The following is a 17,524-nucleotide window of genomic DNA, read 5'->3' as shown; positions in this document are numbered from 1 at the left end:
TAGGGAGTTTCGCTGGCCCCGGTCACATGCTCGGGTGGGGACAGTTCTAGTCTGTCTGCGGACAGATGACGCACACCCCCACGAATCAGGAGCCGTTCGATGGATCACGGCGGGCACGGTATGACCATGGATCTGCCGCCGTTCACCTTTGCGCGGGGGCTTGAGTGGTCGGCCGACCCGTTCTTCCTGACCGCCTGCCTGCTCGGGCTCGGGCTGTATGGGTGGGGGGTCGTGCGGTTGCGGCGGCGGGGGGACTCGTGGCCGGTGGGGCGGACGATCTCCTTCGTCATCGGTGTGCTGACCATCGGGCTGGTGATGTGCACCAAGCTCAACGACTACGGCATGGTCATGTTCAGCGTGCACATGGTGCAGCACATGGTCATCAGCATGTTGACGCCGATCCTGCTGCTGCTCGGCGCTCCGGTCACCCTGGCCCTGCGTGCACTGCCCCCGGCGGCCCGGGGTCACAAGGGGCCCCGTGAGCTGCTGTTGATGTTCCTGCACAGCCGGTACATGAAGATCATCACGCATCCGGCGTTCACCATCCCGCTGTTCATCGCGAGCCTGTACGCGCTGTACTTCACGCCGATCTTCGATTTCCTGATGGGGTCGAAGACCGGGCACATCGCGATGATGGTGCACTTCCTCGCCGTGGGTGTGGTGTTCTTCTGGCCGATCATGGGTGTGGACCCGGGGCCGAGTCGGCCCGGTTATCTGATGCGCATGCTGGAGCTTTTCGCCGGGATGCCGTTCCACGCGTTCTTCGGCATCGCGTTGATGATGGCGTCGGAGCCGATGGTCCAGACGTTCAAGAACCCGCCCGCCTCGCTCGGCATCGACGCGCTCTCCGATCAGAACGCGGCCGGCGGTATCGCCTGGGCGTTCAGCGAGGTGCCGTCCGTGCTGGTGCTGATCGCCCTGCTGTTCCAGTGGTACAGCTCGGAACAGCGCCAGGCCAAGCGCCAGGACCGGGCCGCCGACCGGGACGGCGACAAGGAACTTGCGGCGTACAACGCCTATTTGGCCTCATTGAACACACGAAGCAATTGAACACATGCGGCAACTGAACGGAAATTTCGTTCAGTAGCATAAGCGCGATGGGGGAACCGCCACCGGGGGGAGCGGTAATGACATTTCGCGCTGTTGTGCAAAGGACCGGAATTTCGGTGATCCGCAGGATCGCCGTGCTGATCGTCTGCGCCCTGGTCATGAGTGGACTGGGGGGATGCGGCAGGGGCGCACATTCGTTCGCCGTACAGGCGGTCGCCGCCGGAGTTCCGTCGCTCGCGCCTTTCTTCGACGAGAAACAGGGACTGGGACAGGACGCCGCAGTGCGCTCGATGCCCGTGCGGGGCAGCTTGCAGCAGGGGGACACGCCTGGGCTGTACGGGGGTACCAAGAAACCGACCGTCTGTGACGTGGCGAAGCTCAAGAGGTTCCTGACCGATCCCGCGAATCGCCCGAAGGCCGTTGCCTGGTCGGGCGTACTGGGTATCGCCACGGATCAGATTCCGGGCTATCTGGATCGACTCACACCCGTACTCCTGCGTCACGACACTCTCGTACAGAACCACGACTACAAAGAGGGAAAGGCCACGCCCTACAACTCCCTTCTCCAGGCGGGAATCGCGATTCTCGTCGACGAGCAGGGGGAACCCGCCGCGAAGTGCTCGTGCGGAAATCCACTGCGTCCCTTCAAGGGCGACGCGAGCCGTATTTCCGTCAAGTTCGCGGACGGCAACAAGAAGTGGAACGGATATCGCGCGTCCTCGGTCGTGGCCGTGCGTCCGGCGCCGCGGAGGATGGAGGGGCTCGCTCTCGTCGACGTCGACGATCCCGACACCGGCATCACGCGTCCGGTCGGTACGACGGGCAAGCACGACACCACCTTCGACACCCGGCAGCAGCACGCTGTGCCCGACCTCGCGGGGATGACATTCGGGGCGGCGCGACGGCAACTGGTGAGCGGGGGGCTGGCCGTGGGCTACGGCGGGAGTGCGCTGCCGGCCGACGACGCGCAGGTCACGGCGTCCGATCCGCCGGCCGGGACCGAGCTGCGGTTCGGGGAGTACGTGATGGTGAGCGTGGCCGGTGGGACGAGTGGCGGCGCTGCTTCCACTCCCCCGGGCCCGACGCCCTCCGGGCCGACGCTTGCTCCGCCGACCTCCACGGCACCGCCCTCGACGTCCGCACCAGCACCACCCACGTCCTCGTCACCGCCTTCGTCGCCACCACCGTCCTCACCCACGAGCGAGCCGCCGTCCGACCCACCGCCGTCGAGCGGTTCGCCTACGACCGGTTCGCCCTCGGTGGTGTCCCACTCGCCGTCGACGAGCGCACCGGTCACCAGCAGCGCCCCGTTGACGAGCGCTCCCGTGACCACCAGCAGCGCACCCGTCACCGCAGGCGCCTCCGTGACGACCGGCACGCCCACCACCACCGTCTCCGCCACCACGACCGAGACGTGACGCGGACCCGGAAGGAGGAGTCCGGATGCCACAGGGATCGCCGACCTCGGGAGTGGGCCGGGTCATCGCCGGCCGTTACCTCCTGCTGAACCGCCTGGGCAGTGGCGGGATGGGACATGTGTGGCTCGCACATGACCAGCGGCTGGCCTGTGAAGTCGCGCTCAAGGAGATCGTGTTCAGCAACCCGGCCTACGCCGACGCCGAACGGGAGGCCCGGGTCGCGCGTGCCCGGGCCGAGGCACGGAACGCGGCGGGGCTGCGCGGGCATCCACATGTGGTAACCGTCCATGACGTGCTGGAGCACGAGGGACTGCCCTGGATCGTCATGGAGTACGTGGCGGACGCCGTGGACCTGCGCGACATGGTCGGCCGGTACGGCTCCCTGGCCCCCGCGGAGTGCGCCCGCATCGGGCTCGCCGTACTCGACGCGCTCACCGCCGGGCACCGGCGGGGCGTGATGCACCGGGACGTGAAACCGGCGAACATCCTGCTCGCGCCGGACCGCACCGGTTCGCCGTACGCCCGCGTCCTGCTCACCGACTACGGCATCTCGGTGCAGCCGGACGCCGGGGAGACGCGGTACACGCTGACGTCCGTGCTCGTCGGTACGGCGGGCTATCTGGCGCCGGAACGGGCCACGGGCGGGCCGCCGACCGCCGCGGCCGACCTGTTCTCGCTGGGCTGCACGCTCTACCACGCCGTCGAGGGCCACGGCCCCTTCGTCCGCGAGACCCCGCTCGCGGAGATCACCGCGGTGGTCATGGAGGACCCGCTCCCCCCGGTCCGCGCGGGCGCCCTGGCCCCGGTGCTCCACGCGATGCTGGAGAAGGATCCGCTACGGCGGATTCCGGCGGCGGAGGCCGAGGCCGAGCTGTCGCGGATCGTGGCGCCGCGGACGGACCCGGGGGCAGAGGCGGGATCGTATGCCCGGACCCAGACCGACCTGGGTTCGCGGTCGCCGTGGGAGGGCCAGGCGGAGCCGTTCATCACCGGGCCGCCTCCCTCGCACTCTCCCGGTGGCCGACGCCGCCGCTCGCGCCCCCGGCTCCGCCAGGCCGCCCTCGCGGGCCTGCTCGGGCTCGCCCTCGCCCTGGGCGGTGTCTGGTACGCGATGGCCCATCAGTCGTCCGGCGACAACACGAGCACGAAGAAGGACAGTTCGCCGTACGGCAGCACCGTCGGGCTCTCCGCGCCGCTCAAGGACGGCGACTGTGTCACCGCCGACTGGCCCGGTGGGAAGCGGTTCGAGGGGACGCCGAGGCTCGCCGTCGACTCCACCTGTCGGAACTCGGTGCCCGACGGGCAGGTGATGGCGTTGGTCTCCAGCGCGTCCGCGGGCGAGGCGCACAAGGTCGGGGCGGACCGGTGTGCGCAGCGGACACAGGAGATGAGAGGGAAACTCGCGGATGTGCGGGCGCTCGCCGTCGTACCGACCGACGCCGGTTTCGAGGCCGCCGGGCATCGCACCGCGTGTCTGGTGCTGGGCGCGCACGGGCCGGTCTACGGGCCGCTGGGCAGTCGTCGCGCCCTCGGGTCCGCGTTCGCGGACACGTCGACCATGCAGAAGGGGGACTGTCTGGCCGTGCCGTCCGACCGGGCCGCGAGCCTGGTCTCCTGCACCGGCAAGCATGATCAGGAAGTCCTCGGGTTCACCCGGTTGGGCGCCGGCGTCACGCTGCCCCAGGCGCGTACGGAATCGGACGCCGCGTGTGCCCGGGACGTCCCGCCGGCCGACTACGGCTTCGGTCCGTCGGTGTACGAGGCGGCCTCCTGGACGAGTCAGGGACCGTGGAAGTCGGGCACACATTTCGTCGTGTGCGCCGTTCGGAGGCAGAACGGGGGCACCATGGAGGGGGACGAACCATGAGGAGGGTGTTGCGATGCCCGGTTCCACGAAGACCATGGGGGTCATCACCGTCGGCGGTCTGGTGGTGGTGACGGCCTACACGGTGGCGCTCGGGAGTAACGGCTGGCTGTGGTTCGGCTGGGTCGTGCTCGGGCTGATCACCCTCGGGATGGTGGCCACGCGCAGCACCTGACGCCCGCTACGGCTCACTCCGCCGGCTCGCCGAGTGCACGCCCGGCTGGTACTTCGGCAGCCGGGCGGTGATCTTCATGCCCGCTCCTACGGCGGTCTCGATGACGAGGCCGTAGTCGTCGCCGTAGACCTGGCGGAGCCGGTCGTCGACGTTGGACAGGCCGATGCCGCCCGAGGGGCTGACCTCGCCTGCCAGGATGCGGCGGAGCAGGTCGGGGTCCATGCCGGCGCCGTCGTCCTCGATGACGACGAGTGCCTCGGCGCCCGCGTCCTGCGCGGTGATGCTGATGCGGCTCTTGTCGGCCTTGCCCTCCAGGCCGTGCTTGACGGCGTTCTCGACGAGCGGTTGCAGGCAGAGGAACGGGAGCGCGACCGGGAGTACCTCGGGGGCGATCTGTAGGGTGACCGAGAGTCGCTCACCGAAGCGGGCGCGGACGAGCGCCAAGTAGTGGTCGATGGCATGGAGTTCGTCGGCGAGGGTGGTGAAGTCGCCGTGCCTGCGGAACGAGTAGCGGGTGAAGTCGGCGAACTCCAGGAGCAGTTCGCGAGCGCGTTCGGGGTCGGTGCGGACGAAGGACGCGATCACCGCGAGCGAGTTGAAGATGAAGTGCGGGGAGATCTGGGCCCGAAGTGCCTTGATCTCGGCCTCGATCAGGCGGGTGCGGGACTGGTCCAGATCCGCCAACTCAAGTTGTACGGAGACCCAGCGGGCCACCTCTCCGGCGGCCCGGACGAGGACGGCCGACTCGCGCGGTGCGCAGGCGACCAGGGCGCCGTGGACCCGGTCGTCGACGGTGAGCGGGGCGACCACCGCCCAGCGCAACGGGCAGTCGGGGGCGTCGCAGGTGAGCCGGAACGCCTCGCCCCGGCCGGTCTCCAGGGGGCCCGCGAGCCGTTCCATGATCTCGGTCCGGTGATGGTCGCCGACGCCGTCCCAGGCGAGGACCTGCTTCTGGTCGGTCAGGCACAGCGCGTCGGTGCCGAGCAGTGTCCGCAGTCTCCGGGCGGAGCGGCGGGCCGTCTCCTCGGTGAGGCCGGCGCGCAGCGGGGGCGCGGCGAGGGACGCGGTGTGCAGGGTCTGGAAGGTGGCGTGCTCGACCGGGGTGCCGAGCCCGCCGAGGCTCTCGGGGCGTGCGGTGCGGCGGCCGAGCCAGAACCCGGCGGCGAGCAACGGTAGTATTGCGACGCAGAGGCCGGCCAGGAATCCGCTCATGTGGCCTCCTCCGCAAGGCAGTTGGGCGATCCACCCACGGCGGCGCCGAAGCCGCGCCCGGACTCCGTCATGCCTTCACCTCCGCCCGCAGTTCCTCCGGCAGATGGAACCGCGCCAGGATCGCCGCCGTTCCCGTCGGCACCCGGCCCGGGGTGGCCAGGGACACCAGCACCATGGTGAGGAACCCCAGCGGCACCGACCAGAGCGCGGGCCAGGCGAGCAGGGCGTGCAGCGGGCCCGTGCCGGGGAAGCCCGCCATGGTCGCGGCCACGGCGACGAACGCCGACCCGCCGCCCACCAGCATCCCGGCCGCCGCACCGGGCGGGGTGAGCCGCGTCCACCAGATGCCGAGGACCAGCAACGGGCAGAAGGAGGACGCCGACACGGCGAACGCGAGCCCCACGGCGTCGGCGACGGGCAGCCCGCCGACGAGGACGCTCGCCACCAGCGGTACGGCCATGGCGAGGACCGTGCCGAGCCTGAAGTGCCGTACTCCGCGCGACGGGAGGACGTCCTGGGTGAGGACCCCGGCGACGGCCATGGTCAGCCCGGAGGCGGTGGACAGGAACGCGGCGAAGGCGCCGCCCGCGACCAGCGCGCCGAGCAGGTCGCCGCCGACGCCGCCGATCATGCGGTCGGGCAGCAGGAGGACGGCCGCGTCGGCGTCGCCGGTGAGGGTGAGTTCGGGGGTGTACAGGCGGCCGAGGGCGCCGTAGACGGGCGGGAGGAGGTAGAAGGCGCCGATCAGGCCGAGGACGGCGACCGTGGTGCGGCGGGCGGCGACTCCGTGCGGGCTGGTGTAGAAGCGGACGACGACGTGCGGCAGGCCCATGGTGCCGAGGAAGGTGGCGAGGATGAGGCCGTACGTCGCGTACAGCGGGCGTTCCTCGCGGCTCGCGGCGAGAGAGGTCGACATGCCGCCGTTGGTGCCGCGGTCGGCGACGGGGACGGGGGCGCCCTTGGCGAAGGTGAGGCGGGTGCCGCGCTCGATGTGGTGGGTGCCGGCGGGGAGTTGGAGCTTCGCGGCGTCGTGGGTGTGGCCGTCGACCTTGCCGGTCACCGTGACCGTGAGGGGGCGGTCGAGCCTGAGGTCGAGTGTCTCGTCGACCCGAACTGCCCGTTGTTCGCGGAACGTCGCCGGTTCCTCGAAGGCGTGCCGGGGTGCTCCGTCGCTCTGCCAGGCGAGGATCAGGAAGAGGGCGGGGACGAGCAGCGCGGTGAGCTTCAGCCAGTACTGGAAGGCCTGCACGAAGGTGATGCTGCGCATGCCGCCGGCCGCGACGGTGGCGACCACGACGACGGCCACGATCAGTCCGCCGAGCGAGTCGGGTGCGCCGGTGAGGACGGTCAACGTGAGTCCTGCGCCCTGGAGTTGGGGCAGCAGGTACAGCCAGCCGACGCCGACGACGAAGGCTCCCGCGAGGCGTCGTACCGCGTGCGAGGCGAGGCGGGCCTCGGCGAAGTCGGGGAGGGTGTAGGCGCCGGAGCGGCGCAGCGGGGCGGCGACGAACAGCAGGAGGACCAGGTATCCGGCCGTGTAGCCGACCGGGTACCAGAGCATGTCGGGGCCCTGCACGAGGACCAGGCCGGCGATGCCCAGGAACGAGGCCGCGGAGAGGTATTCGCCGCTGATGGCGGCCGCGTTGAGGCGGGGGCCGACGGTGCGGGAGGCGACGTAGAAGTCGGACGTGGTGCGGGAGATGCGCAGGCCGAAGGCGCCGACAAGGACCGTGACCACGACGACGAGGGCGACCGCCGGTACCGCGTAACTGGAGTTCACCCGGCTCAGCGGTCCTCGACGAGGCGGACGAAGTCGCGTTCGTTGCGTTCGGCGCGGCGCACGTACCAGAGGGCGAGGAGGACGAGCGGGGCGTAGAGGCAGAAGCCGAGGATCAGCCATTCGAGGCGGTGGGAGTCCGGGGTGGCCGCGAAGACGAGGGGCAGGGGGCCGACCAGGAGGACGAGGACCGCGAACACCGTGAGGGCGGCGCGGAGTTGGGTGCGCATGAGGGAGCGGACGTAGGTGTGGCCGAGGGTGGTCTGTTCGTCGATCTCGGTGCGGGGGCGGGAGTAGCCGGAGGCACGGCGGGTGCGGCGGGGCGGGGCGGTGACGACAACCCTGCGTTCGGTGGGGTCCTGAGGCACCGTCAGGACCTCCGCATCAGCAGGTCGCGCAGTTCGCGGGTGTGGCGGCGGCTGACCTGGAGTTCCTCGCCGCCCACGAGAACGCTCACCGTGCCCGCGTCCAGGCGGAGTTCGCCGATGTGGCGCAGGGCGACGAGGTGGCGGCGGTGGATGCGGACGAAGCCGCGGGCGCGCCAGCGGTCCTCCAGGGTGGACACCGGGATGCGGACGAGGTGGCTGCCCCGGTCGGTGTACAGGCGGGCGTAGTCGCCCTGTGCCTCGACGTGGGTGATGTCGTCGACGGCCACGAAGCGGGTGACGCCGCCGAGTTCGACGGCGATGTGGTCGGGGTCGGGTTCGTGCACGGGTATCCGCGGTGCGGAGCCGCCGAGTTCGGCCGCCCGGCGCACGGCCTCGGCGAGCCGTTCCTTGCGGACGGGTTTCAGCACGTAGTCAACTGCCTTGAGATCGAAGGCCTGTACGGCGAAGTCCTCGTGCGCGGTGACGAACACGACGAGCGGCGGCTGCGCGAATCCCGTCAACAGCCGTGCCATGTCGAGGCCGTCGAGGCCGGGCATCTGGATGTCGAGGAACACGACATCGATGGCTTCCGGGCCGTCCGGGCCTGATTCCAGGGCCCTGTTGATACGGCGCAGCGCCTCGGTCGCGTCGCCCGCGCCCTCCGCGCTGCCGATGCGTGGATCGGCGTTGAGCAGGTAGAGCAACTCCTCCAGCGAGGGGCGTTCGTCGTCGACGGCGAGGGCGCGCAGCATGAAGGTGGAGTGTAGGAGTAATTCGTACGCCTGGACATGTACCCGGCGTGGACGTTCGCGCTGGATACAGTGCCGACATGAACAGCAGGACCACCCCGTTCGACGAACTCGACCGAAAGATCATCACCGCGTTGATGGCGAACGCCAGGACCAGTTTCGCCGAGATCGGCGGGGCGATCGGGCTGTCCGCGACGGCGGTGAAGCGGCGCGTGGACCGGCTGCGGGAGACGGGTGTGATCACCGGGTTCACGGCGACCGTGCAGCCGTCCGCGCTCGGCTGGCGCACGGAGGCGTACGTGGAGGTGTACTGCGAGGGCGCCGCGCCCCCCAGGCGGCTCGCGGAGGTGGTGCGCAACCATCCGGAGATCACCGCGGCGATGACGGTGACCGGGGGCGCGGACGCGCTGCTGCATGTACGGGCGACCGATGTGGTGCACTTCGAGGCGGTGCTGGAGCGCATCCGGCAGGAGCCGTTCATCCGGAAGACGATCAGCGTCATGGTGCTGTCCCACCTCCTCCCGGAAAGCCCGGAGGCCGGGGCCACCCACCCCGCACCGGACGACGCATCAGACCTGCGCTGACGCTGTCAAAGACGCAGCATTCCTGCGCAGACACGCAGCCTTCATCGCTTGTCGCGCGTATTGGTCTCTTTCTACCGTGGTGTCAACCCCAGTCGTCATCACAGGAAGCGGAGGGACCCCTCTGTGCCTGACACCCGTGTGCGGCGCCGGCGGCGCTTTCTCGTCTGCGAACCCAGACACTTCGCCGTGCAGTACGCGATCAACCCCTGGATGCATCCGGACACCCAGGTGGACGTCGATCTCGCCCAGGAGCAGTGGCGGACGCTGATCGACGCCTACCGCTCGCACGGCCACACCGTCGACACGGTGGCGCCGGTGGCCGGTCTCCCGGACATGGTCTTCGCCGCGAACTCGGCGGTCGTCGTCGACGGCCGCGTCTTCGGCTCCCTCTTCCACGCGCCGCAGCGACGCCCCGAGTCCGACCACTACGACATGTGGTTCAAGGCGGCGGGCTACGACGTCCACCGCCCCGAGTCGATCAGCGAGGGCGAGGGTGACCTGATCCCGACCGGCCGTTACGTCCTGGCCGGCACCGGGTTCCGTACGACCCGCGAGGCCCATCGCGAGGTGCAGGAGTTCTTCGGCGTACCGGTGATCAGCCTGACGCTGGTGGACCCGTACTTCTACCACCTGGACACGGCGCTGTTCGTCCTGGACGACGACAACGTCTGCTACTACCCGGAGGCGTTCTCGCCGGGCAGCCGCGAGGTGCTGGCGCGACTGTTCCCCGACGCGGTGCTCGCGACCCGTGAGGACGCGATGACGTTCGGCCTCAACTCCGTGTCGGACGGCCTGCACGTCTTCATCGCGCCCCAGGCCGAGGCACTGGCCTCGCGCCTCGCCGACCACGGTTACGTCCCCGTCCCCGTCGACCTGTCGGAGTTCCACAAGGCCGGCGGCGGCATCAAGTGCTGCACCCAGGAGATCCGATCATGACCGCACCCGCCAGTGCCCGTACGTCCGCCGACCTCATCCGCGCCGAGGAGCCGGTCCTCGCGCACAACTACCACCCGCTGCCCGTGGTCGTCGCCCGCGCCGAGGGCACCTGGGTGGAGGACGTCGAGGGCCGCCGCTACCTCGACATGCTCGCGGGCTACTCGGCCCTCAACTTCGGCCACCGGAACCCGGTGTTGATCGAGGCCGCCCACCGCCAGCTCGACCAGCTCACCCTCACCTCCCGCGCCTTCCACAACGACAAGCTCGCCGAATTCGCCGAGCGGCTCGCGGAGTTGACCGGGCTCGACATGGTGCTGCCGATGAACACCGGCGCGGAGGCGGTCGAGAGCGGCATCAAGGTGGCCCGCAAATGGGCCTACGACGTGAAGGGCGTCCCGGCCGACCGGGCGACCATCGTCGTCGCGGCGGAGAACTTCCACGGCCGTACGACGACGATCGTCAGCTTCTCCACGGACGAGACGGCACGGGCGGGCTTCGGCCCCTTCACACCGGGCTTCCGGATCGTGCCGTACAACGACCTGGCCGCGTTGGAGGCGGCGGTCGACGAGACCACGGCGGCGGTCCTGATCGAGCCCATCCAGGGCGAGGCCGGGGTGATCATCCCGGACGCGGGTTACCTGGCCGGTGTGCGTGAACTCACCCTCCGCAAGGGCTGCTTGTTCATCGCGGACGAGATCCAGTCGGGGCTGGGCCGCACGGGCCGCACGCTGGCCGTGGAGCACGAGGGTGTCGTCCCGGACGTCCTGCTGCTCGGCAAGGCGCTCGGCGGTGGCATCGTGCCGGTGTCGGCGGTCGTCGCGCGCCGGGAGGTACTGGGGGTACTGCACCCGGGCGAGCACGGTTCGACGTTCGGCGGCAACCCACTCGCCGCGGCGGTCGGCACGGCGGTCGTCGAGCTGCTGGAGACCGGCGAATTCCAGCGCAGGGCGACGGAGTTGGGCGTGGTCCTGCGGGACGGCCTGACCGAGCTGGTCGGCAAGGGCGTGGTCGGTTTCCGCGCGCGGGGCCTGTGGGCGGGCGTCGACGTCGACCCGGCGATCGGCACAGGGCGCGAGATCAGCGAACGCCTCATGCGCGAGGGCGTGCTGGCCAAGGACACCCACGGCTCGACGATCCGGCTGGCGCCGCCGCTGACCATTACGGCGGACGAACTCCGGGCTGCTGTAGGGGCGTTGGAGAAGGTGCTGACGCAGGGGGTGTAATCCTGCGTGAGGTGTGAGGGCTGGCTGGATCGCCGGACGGGGGGGTGGTCGGTCCAGCCAGGCCCGTAGGGAGGGGGTAACTCCTGGGGGACGGCGGCTAGTTGGCTGCTGCGCTCTGCTCCGCGGGAGTGCCGGAGTCGGGGCTGGCTGGATCAGCGCACGAGGATCGGTCCGGCCAGGCACACATGGACGCCCGCAACTTCCAGTCGGCAAACGCTACTTGTCCGCCTCGCCCTGCTCCAGGGGAGGACCGGTGCCGGTCTGCTCCGCAGGAGGTCCGGCGCCGGAGTCGGGCCTGGCCGAACCGGCGCACAGCGGTCGGTCCAACCAGGCCCACATGAATACGCGTAACTCCCGGTCGGCAAGGCCTACTTGCCCGCCTGGCTCTGCTCCACCGGAGGACCGGCGCCGGAGTCGGATCTGGCCGAACCGGCGCGCGGGGATCAGTCCAGCCACGCACACACGCCCGCACCTCCCGGTCAGCGGGGGTTACTTGACCGCCACGCTCTGCTCCCCGGGAGTGCCGCTGTCGGCCAGGGCTGCCTGGGCGAGGAGGCGGCGGGCCAGGTCGCGGGCCTCGGCCACGGTGAGGGAGGCCCAGAGTCCGGGCTCGCCGCGCACGACCGGACCCACGTCGAGGGTGACCCGGCTGATCGGGCGTTCGGGGATCGCCAACAGCAGTCGCCTTACCGCGACCTGTCGCCCGCAGGTGGTCACCAACGGTGCTTCACCTGACGGCGGGAGCGGCTCCTGCCCTGACCGATTCATCTCCTCCACGACCTTCCCTGAGTACCCGGCGAGGTATCAGGAGCAGCGCCGAACGGGCCCGGGTTGTTCCCGGGCCCCCGGCTCCGCCACCCGTTCGGCCCGGCGGCGGAAACGGCTGCTCGTCGTCGGCGGGGCTCGGCCCACGGGGAGGCGCGCCGCAGCGAGGCGTGGTCGTACCGCTGCTTTGCCGGGCGTCGCCGCGTTCCACCGGCCAGGTCCTGAATCCGGGCCAGTTCGGGGTGAGGGACACGGCGCCGAGCCGCGTGACCACGCCCGTGCCACACCTACAACAGCTGCAACAGGCACCAGCCTCGTCTCATGGCGATGCCTCCGGCCGGTCGCCCCAGCACGCGGCGCAGCCGGTTCGGCCGCGCCCGCATCGCCCCCCTTCCCCCCTCCCCCGGACACCCCCGCACCGCCCCCTCTTCCCTCACCTAAACCCCGCGTCGCCGATCGACCCCTCCGGCCCCCAGACACACCTGATGACCGAGGTCGCCCAGTGCGGACGCCGCCCACCGCAGACCCCGCCCCTCACCGACCCGCACCCCAAAGCCGTAGCCCACCGTGCACCCCCACCCACCCCACCGTGGCGGGCACCGACCGTTCGGTGAACCCCGGGCGAATTCTCGCCCGCCCTCCGGTCAGAACAGGGTCAAGGGACGCGGCGCGGGCCGTAGCGCACTCATAAGATCGCTGGCACCGCCATCTTTCGTACGACTCCCCACTGGAGGCCCGGCGTGCCCGAAACCGCGCGCGGCGCCGAAGCCGATGCCGAGCCCGGTCCGACGCCGGCCTCGGCGCTGACCTCGCCCACGCCCGAACCCCGTGGTGGCCACCGTCGCCGCACCGCACTGCTCGCGGCCGGTGCCCTGGTCGCCGTAGCGGCCGTGGGAGCCGGAGTGCTCGCGGCTCGCGGGTCCGGATCGGACGGAAAGGCCGCCGCTGCCGCCGGCGGGCTCCCGCGCACCACCGTCGAGGTCGCGACCTCCGGGTGCGGCAGCGGCTGGACGCATCCGCAGGCCGGTCACCAGGTCTTCGAGCTGCACAACACGTCCAGCACCGCGGCCGAGGTGTATCTCACCGACGTGAAGACCGGTGCCGTCTACGGCGAGGTCGAGGGGCTGGCGCCGGGGACGGTCCGGCCGCTCGGGGTGACCCTCGGGAACGGTTCGTACGCCTTCAGGTGTCTGCCCGACGACGCCGACGCCGTGACCGGGCCCACCGTGCGGATCACCGGCTCCAAGGTGAAGAGCGGACCTGCCGCCGTGCCGATCACGCAGCAGGAACTCATCCCGCCAACGCTCGCCTACCAGAAGTGGATTCAAGCCCGGACCGTCGAACTCGCCCAGAAGACCGATGTGTTGCGTGCCGCCGTCGAGCGAGGCGATCTCGGCGCCGCCCGTAAGGCGTGGCTGCCCGCGCATCTCGTCTACGAGCGGATGGGCGCCGCCTACGGCACGTTCGGTGACTCCGACGGGGCGATCAACGGCACCACGGCCGGACTCGCGGGCGGGGTGCACGACGCCGGGTTCACCGGGTTCCACCGGGTCGAGTACGGGCTGTGGCACGGTGAGTCGGCGAGCGGGCTGCGTGGTCCCGCCGATCAACTCGCCAAGGACGTCCACGCGTTGGAGAGCAGTTGGCCCTCCCAGCGGATGGATCCGGCCGACACCGGTCTGCGTGCGCACGAGATCCTGGAGAACACCGTGCAGTTCGAGCTGACCGGCCGCACCGACTACGGCAGCGGCACCAACCTGGCCACCGCCCGCGCCAACCTCGACGGCACCCGCGCACTGCTCGGGTATCTGCGGCCGCTGCTGAAGACCCGGGACGCGGGATTCACCGAACTCGGCGACTGGATGGACCGGGCCCAGCGCACCCTGGACGGCCTCGACCGCTCCGGGAAGTGGACGCCCCTCTCCCAACTCTCGCGTCCGCAGCGGGAGAAGGTCGACGCCGACCTCGGTGGACTGGTCGAGCGGCTGGCCGACGTGGCCGCCCTCACGGACGTACGGAGGACCGCGTGAAGCGCGTGAACGAGGTGGGCCGCCGGGGTTTCCTGGCGAGCGCGGCGGCCGTGGCCGGTGGCGGTCTTGTCGCCGCCGATCGTGGTGCCGCCGCGGCTGCCGGGCAGACGCCGGCCGCCACCGTGCCCTTCCACGGGGTCCATCAGGCCGGGATCGTCACCCCGGCGCAGCGCGCCACGGCGTTCGTCTCCTTCGACACCACCGCCGAGGACCGGACCGAACTCACCGAACTGCTCCGGACGTTGACCGACCGGGCCCGCTTCCTCACCACCGGCGGCAGCCCGGAGGACCTCGGCATCACCGCCCCGCCCTCCGACTCCGGCACGCTCGGCCCGGACCTCCCGGCCGACCGGCTGAGCGTCACGGTCGGCGTCGGGGCGTCCCTCTTCGACGACCGCTACGGGCTCGCGAAGCTCACGCCGCGCCGGTTGACCGCGATGCCGTCGTTCCCGGACGACGATCTCGACTCCGCCTGGTGTCACGGCGATCTGAGCGTGCAGTTCTGCGCGGACAGCTCGGACACCGTGCTGCACGCGCTGCGCGATGTCACCCGGCACACGCGCGGCGGGCTCCAAGTGCGGTGGCGGACGGACGGGTTCATCAGTCCGCCGCGCCCGTCGGGCACCCCGCGCAACCACATGGGGTTCAAGGACGGCATCTCCAACCCCGAGGTGACCGACGCCCGTGCGATGAACGACCTTGTGTGGGTGGGCAGGAGCAGTGGCGAGCCGGACTGGGCGACCGGCGGCAGCTATCAAGTCGTTCGGCTGATACGGATGTTGGTGGAGTTCTGGGACCGGGTCTCCATCACCGAGCAGGAGCGGATGTTCGGCCGCGCCCGGGACACCGGCGCCCCGCTGGACGGACACCACGAGAAGGACACGCCCAACTTCGCTCAGGACCCGCAGGGCGATGTGATCCCCCTCGACAGCCACATCCGGCTCGCCAACCCGCGCTCCACGCAGAGTGCCGATCAGCGCATCCTGCGTCGCGGCTACAACTACGACCGGGGCATGGACAGCAACGGCAACCTCGACATGGGGCTGCTGTTCTGCTGCTACCAGCAGGACCTGGCCCGGCAGTTCGAGAACGTGCAGAAGCGGCTGGCCGGTGAACCGCTGGTCGACTACATCTCGCCGCACGGCGGCGGCTACTTCTTCGCGCTGCCCGGGGTGCGGGACACGTCCGACTGGCTGGGCCGCACCCTGCTGACCTGAGTGCAGGGTCAAGAACAGGCCAACAGACCATGAGAATTTCCTGACCGGGCGTTCGCTCCCGCTTCATTGCCACTCCCCCGCCCCGCCGTCACCATTGCCCAGGCTACGGCGGTAGGTGCCACGGCCATGGACGGTGTGGCAGCAGAACCACTGCTCCCGGAAGGCGAGACAGCATGATCGGCAAAGGAAGAAACCCCGGTGCACGGCGCCGGTTGACGCGTGTGGGCGCCCTGCTCGGCGCCGCGGCCCTGGCCACCGCGGGCGGGGCCGTCCCCGCGTCGGCGGCCTCGCACGGCCACCAGCCCTCGGGCAGCACGCACACGTCGACGCCGATCAAGCACGTGGTCGTGATCTACGACGAGAACATCTCGTTCGACCACTACTTCGCCACCTACCCCAAGGCCGCGAACACCGACGGCACCAAGTTCAAGGCCGCCGCGCACACACCGAAGGCCGACAACCTGCTCAACGCCGGGCTGCTGAAGAAGAACCCGAACCTCTACACGCCGACGCGGCTGAGCAGTTCGCAGGCGATGACCTGCGACCAGAACCACTCCTACGGCCCCGAGCAGTACGCGGCCGACGGCGGCAAGGCCGACAAGTACGTCGAGAACACCGAGGTCAACAAGTGCACCGGCCTCTTCGGTGAGCCGGGCCTGGTGATGGACTACTACGACGGCAACACCGTCACGGGCATGTGGAACTACGCCCAGCAGTACGCCCTCAACGACCGTTCGTTCAGCTCGAATTACGGTCCCTCGACGCCCGGCGCCCTGAACCTGATATCGGGTCAGACGCACGGTGTGATCTCCGTCGACCCGGCTTCGGGCACCGAGAACCCGAAGCAGACGTCGACCCCGGACTCGTACGCCGTGGTCTCCCCGAACGCCAAGGGCGTCGGCACGGTCATCAACGACCCCGACCCGGCCTTCGACGACTGCTCGGACAAGGACCACACCGCGACCAGCGCGCTCGCGGAGATGCAGGGCAAGAACATCGGCGACCTGCTCAACTCCAAGAACGTGAGCTGGGGTTGGTTCCAGGGCGGCTTCCGGCCCAGCACCGCGTGGGACGGCAAGAGCGGTGACTACGCGCAGTGCGCCGGCACCACCCACACCAACGTCGGTGGCGCCGCGTCGGAGGACTACAGCGCGCACCACGAGCCGTTCGAGTACTACAAGTCGACGGCGAATCCTCACCACTTGGCACCGAAGTCCGTCGCCGAGATCGGCCACAACGGCCGGGCGAACCACAACTACGACCTGACCGACTTCGACGCCGCGCTGAAGGCCAACAACCTTCCCGCGGTGAGCTTCCTGAAGGCGGCCGAGTACCAGGACGGGCACGCCGGTTACTCCGACCCGACCGACGAGCAGAACTTCCAGATCAAGGAGATCAACGCCCTTCAGAAGTCGCCCGAGTGGAAGTCGACGGCGGTCGTCCTCGCCTACGACGACTCCGACGGCTGGTACGACCACGTCTCCTCGAAGGTGCTGAACGGCTCGAAGGACTCGACCGTCGGCTCCAACAGCAAGGCCACGGACAGCCCGGCCTGCCAGGCGGGTCCGGCCGCCAAGGGCGGTTACGCGGACCGCTGCGGGCCCGGTACCCGGCAGCCGCTGCTGGTCATCTCGCCGTACAGCAAGGTCAACAAGATCGACCACACCGCGACCGAGCAAGCGTCGATCACGCAGTTCATCGAGGACAACTGGCACACCGGCCGCATCGGTGACGCGTCCTTCGACCAGCGGGCCGGCACCCTGGGCGGCATGTTCGACTTCCGGCACCCCAACAACAAGCAGGTGCTGCTGAATTCGAATGGTTCGGTGAAGTCGGTCAAGCGGATCCCGCACTACACGCAGACGTCGTCGACGGCCACGAAGGCCCCGTATCCGGCGTACGTCCAGGACCTGAAGGCGCAGAACGTCGCCGACAGCAGCTCGACGTCCTCCACGGCCCTGCCGGTCGCCGTAGGAGCCGGTCTGGTCACCGCGGTCGGCGCGACCACGGCCTTCGCGCTGTACCGGCGCCGGTCGCGCGCCAAGGGTATGACGGCGTCCATGTGACCCCGTTTCGTTGAGCGTTGGAGGGCGGCGAGGAGATCTCGCCGCCCTCCGTCGTGCCCGGCGGCGGGCTGATCGCCACCGGTTCCGCAC

General features: G+C 70.2%; 15 protein-coding genes. 10 read left to right on the top strand and 5 right to left on the bottom strand.

All coding sequences use genetic code 11. The features are described 5' to 3' along the window. Nucleotides 1-99 precede the first annotated feature (99 nt). From OG194_RS40620 to OG194_RS40605, 4 genes are all read left to right on the top strand, one after another. A complete protein-coding gene (locus tag OG194_RS40620) occupies nt 100-1,050 on the top strand; it encodes a cytochrome c oxidase assembly protein (protein WP_327405713.1) in 951 nt (316 codons plus the stop codon). A 116-nt stretch (nt 1,051-1,166) separates the two neighbouring features. Continuing rightward, nucleotides 1,167-2,468, top strand: coding sequence for a PASTA domain-containing protein (locus tag OG194_RS40615; protein ID WP_327405712.1), 1,302 nt, complete (start codon nt 1,167-1,169; stop codon nt 2,466-2,468). Nucleotides 2,469-2,493: 25 nt separating this feature from the next. Then, nucleotides 2,494-4,335 (top strand): serine/threonine-protein kinase, encoded by a 1,842-nt coding sequence (locus OG194_RS40610; protein WP_327405711.1) that lies wholly within the window; start codon nt 2,494-2,496, stop codon nt 4,333-4,335. Between the two features lie 13 nt (nt 4,336-4,348). Then, entirely contained in the window at nt 4,349-4,507 is a 159-nt protein-coding gene (locus tag OG194_RS40605) for a hypothetical protein (protein WP_019070924.1), read from the top strand. Nucleotides 4,508-4,513: 6 nt separating this feature from the next. Here OG194_RS40605 and OG194_RS40600 read toward each other — a convergent pair whose 3' ends face one another. From OG194_RS40600 to OG194_RS40585, 4 genes are all read right to left on the bottom strand, one after another. Beyond that, nucleotides 4,514-5,719, bottom strand: coding sequence for a sensor histidine kinase (locus OG194_RS40600; RefSeq protein WP_327405710.1), 1,206 nt, complete (start codon nt 5,717-5,719; stop codon nt 4,514-4,516). Between the two features lie 67 nt (nt 5,720-5,786). Further along, the gene (locus OG194_RS40595; protein WP_327405709.1) at nt 5,787-7,499 is read right to left on the bottom strand and encodes a sodium/solute symporter; all 1,713 of its coding nucleotides are present in this window, start codon (nt 7,497-7,499) and stop codon (nt 5,787-5,789) included. 5 nt (nt 7,500-7,504) lie between these two features. After that, on the bottom strand, nt 7,505-7,864 hold the full coding sequence (locus OG194_RS40590) for a hypothetical protein (RefSeq protein WP_327405708.1): 360 nt from the start codon (nt 7,862-7,864) through the stop codon (nt 7,505-7,507). A 2-nt stretch (nt 7,865-7,866) separates the two neighbouring features. Next, on the bottom strand, nt 7,867-8,616 hold the full coding sequence (locus tag OG194_RS40585) for a LytR/AlgR family response regulator transcription factor (protein ID WP_327405707.1): 750 nt from the start codon (nt 8,614-8,616) through the stop codon (nt 7,867-7,869). A gap of 77 nt (nt 8,617-8,693) precedes the next feature. Between OG194_RS40585 and OG194_RS40580 the strand changes: the two genes are divergently transcribed. The 3 genes from OG194_RS40580 (at nt 8,694) to rocD (ending at nt 11,356) form a co-directional block, all read left to right on the top strand. Continuing rightward, nucleotides 8,694-9,197, top strand: coding sequence for an Lrp/AsnC family transcriptional regulator (locus OG194_RS40580; protein WP_327405706.1), 504 nt, complete (start codon nt 8,694-8,696; stop codon nt 9,195-9,197). Nucleotides 9,198-9,320: 123 nt separating this feature from the next. Further along, nucleotides 9,321-10,133 carry a dimethylargininase gene (gene ddaH / locus OG194_RS40575; protein WP_327405705.1) on the top strand — a complete coding sequence of 271 codons (813 nt, stop codon included), beginning with the start codon at nt 9,321-9,323 and terminating at the stop codon, nt 10,131-10,133. Next, a complete protein-coding gene (gene rocD / locus OG194_RS40570; RefSeq protein ID WP_327405704.1) occupies nt 10,130-11,356 on the top strand; it encodes an ornithine--oxo-acid transaminase in 1,227 nt (408 codons plus the stop codon). Before ddaH ends, rocD begins: the two co-directional genes overlap by 4 nt. Nucleotides 11,357-11,845: 489 nt before the next feature. On the opposite strand, the gene OG194_RS40565 is transcribed toward rocD, so the two are convergent. Next, on the bottom strand, nt 11,846-12,073 hold the full coding sequence (locus tag OG194_RS40565; RefSeq protein ID WP_327405703.1) for a hypothetical protein: 228 nt from the start codon (nt 12,071-12,073) through the stop codon (nt 11,846-11,848). Nucleotides 12,074-12,861: 788 nt separating this feature from the next. On the opposite strand from OG194_RS40565, the gene OG194_RS40560 reads away from it, so the two are divergent. From OG194_RS40560 to OG194_RS40550, 3 genes are all read left to right on the top strand, one after another. Continuing rightward, the gene (locus OG194_RS40560; protein WP_327405702.1) at nt 12,862-14,151 is read left to right on the top strand and encodes an EfeM/EfeO family lipoprotein; all 1,290 of its coding nucleotides are present in this window, start codon (nt 12,862-12,864) and stop codon (nt 14,149-14,151) included. Continuing rightward, the gene (efeB, locus tag OG194_RS40555) at nt 14,148-15,368 is read left to right on the top strand and encodes an iron uptake transporter deferrochelatase/peroxidase subunit (protein WP_327405701.1); all 1,221 of its coding nucleotides are present in this window, start codon (nt 14,148-14,150) and stop codon (nt 15,366-15,368) included. The genes OG194_RS40560 and efeB overlap by 4 nt, the downstream gene beginning before the upstream one ends. 173 nt (nt 15,369-15,541) lie before the next feature. Continuing rightward, entirely contained in the window at nt 15,542-17,434 is a 1,893-nt protein-coding gene (locus OG194_RS40550; RefSeq protein ID WP_327405700.1) for a phospholipase C, read from the top strand. Nucleotides 17,435-17,524 lie beyond the last annotated feature (90 nt).

It is taken from the genome of Streptomyces sp. NBC_01288, from assembly GCF_035982055.1.
Classification (GTDB): domain Bacteria; phylum Actinomycetota; class Actinomycetes; order Streptomycetales; family Streptomycetaceae; genus Streptomyces.
Note: the sequence above shows the minus strand (reverse complement) of the source record. Positions and strands in the feature narration are given on the sequence as shown.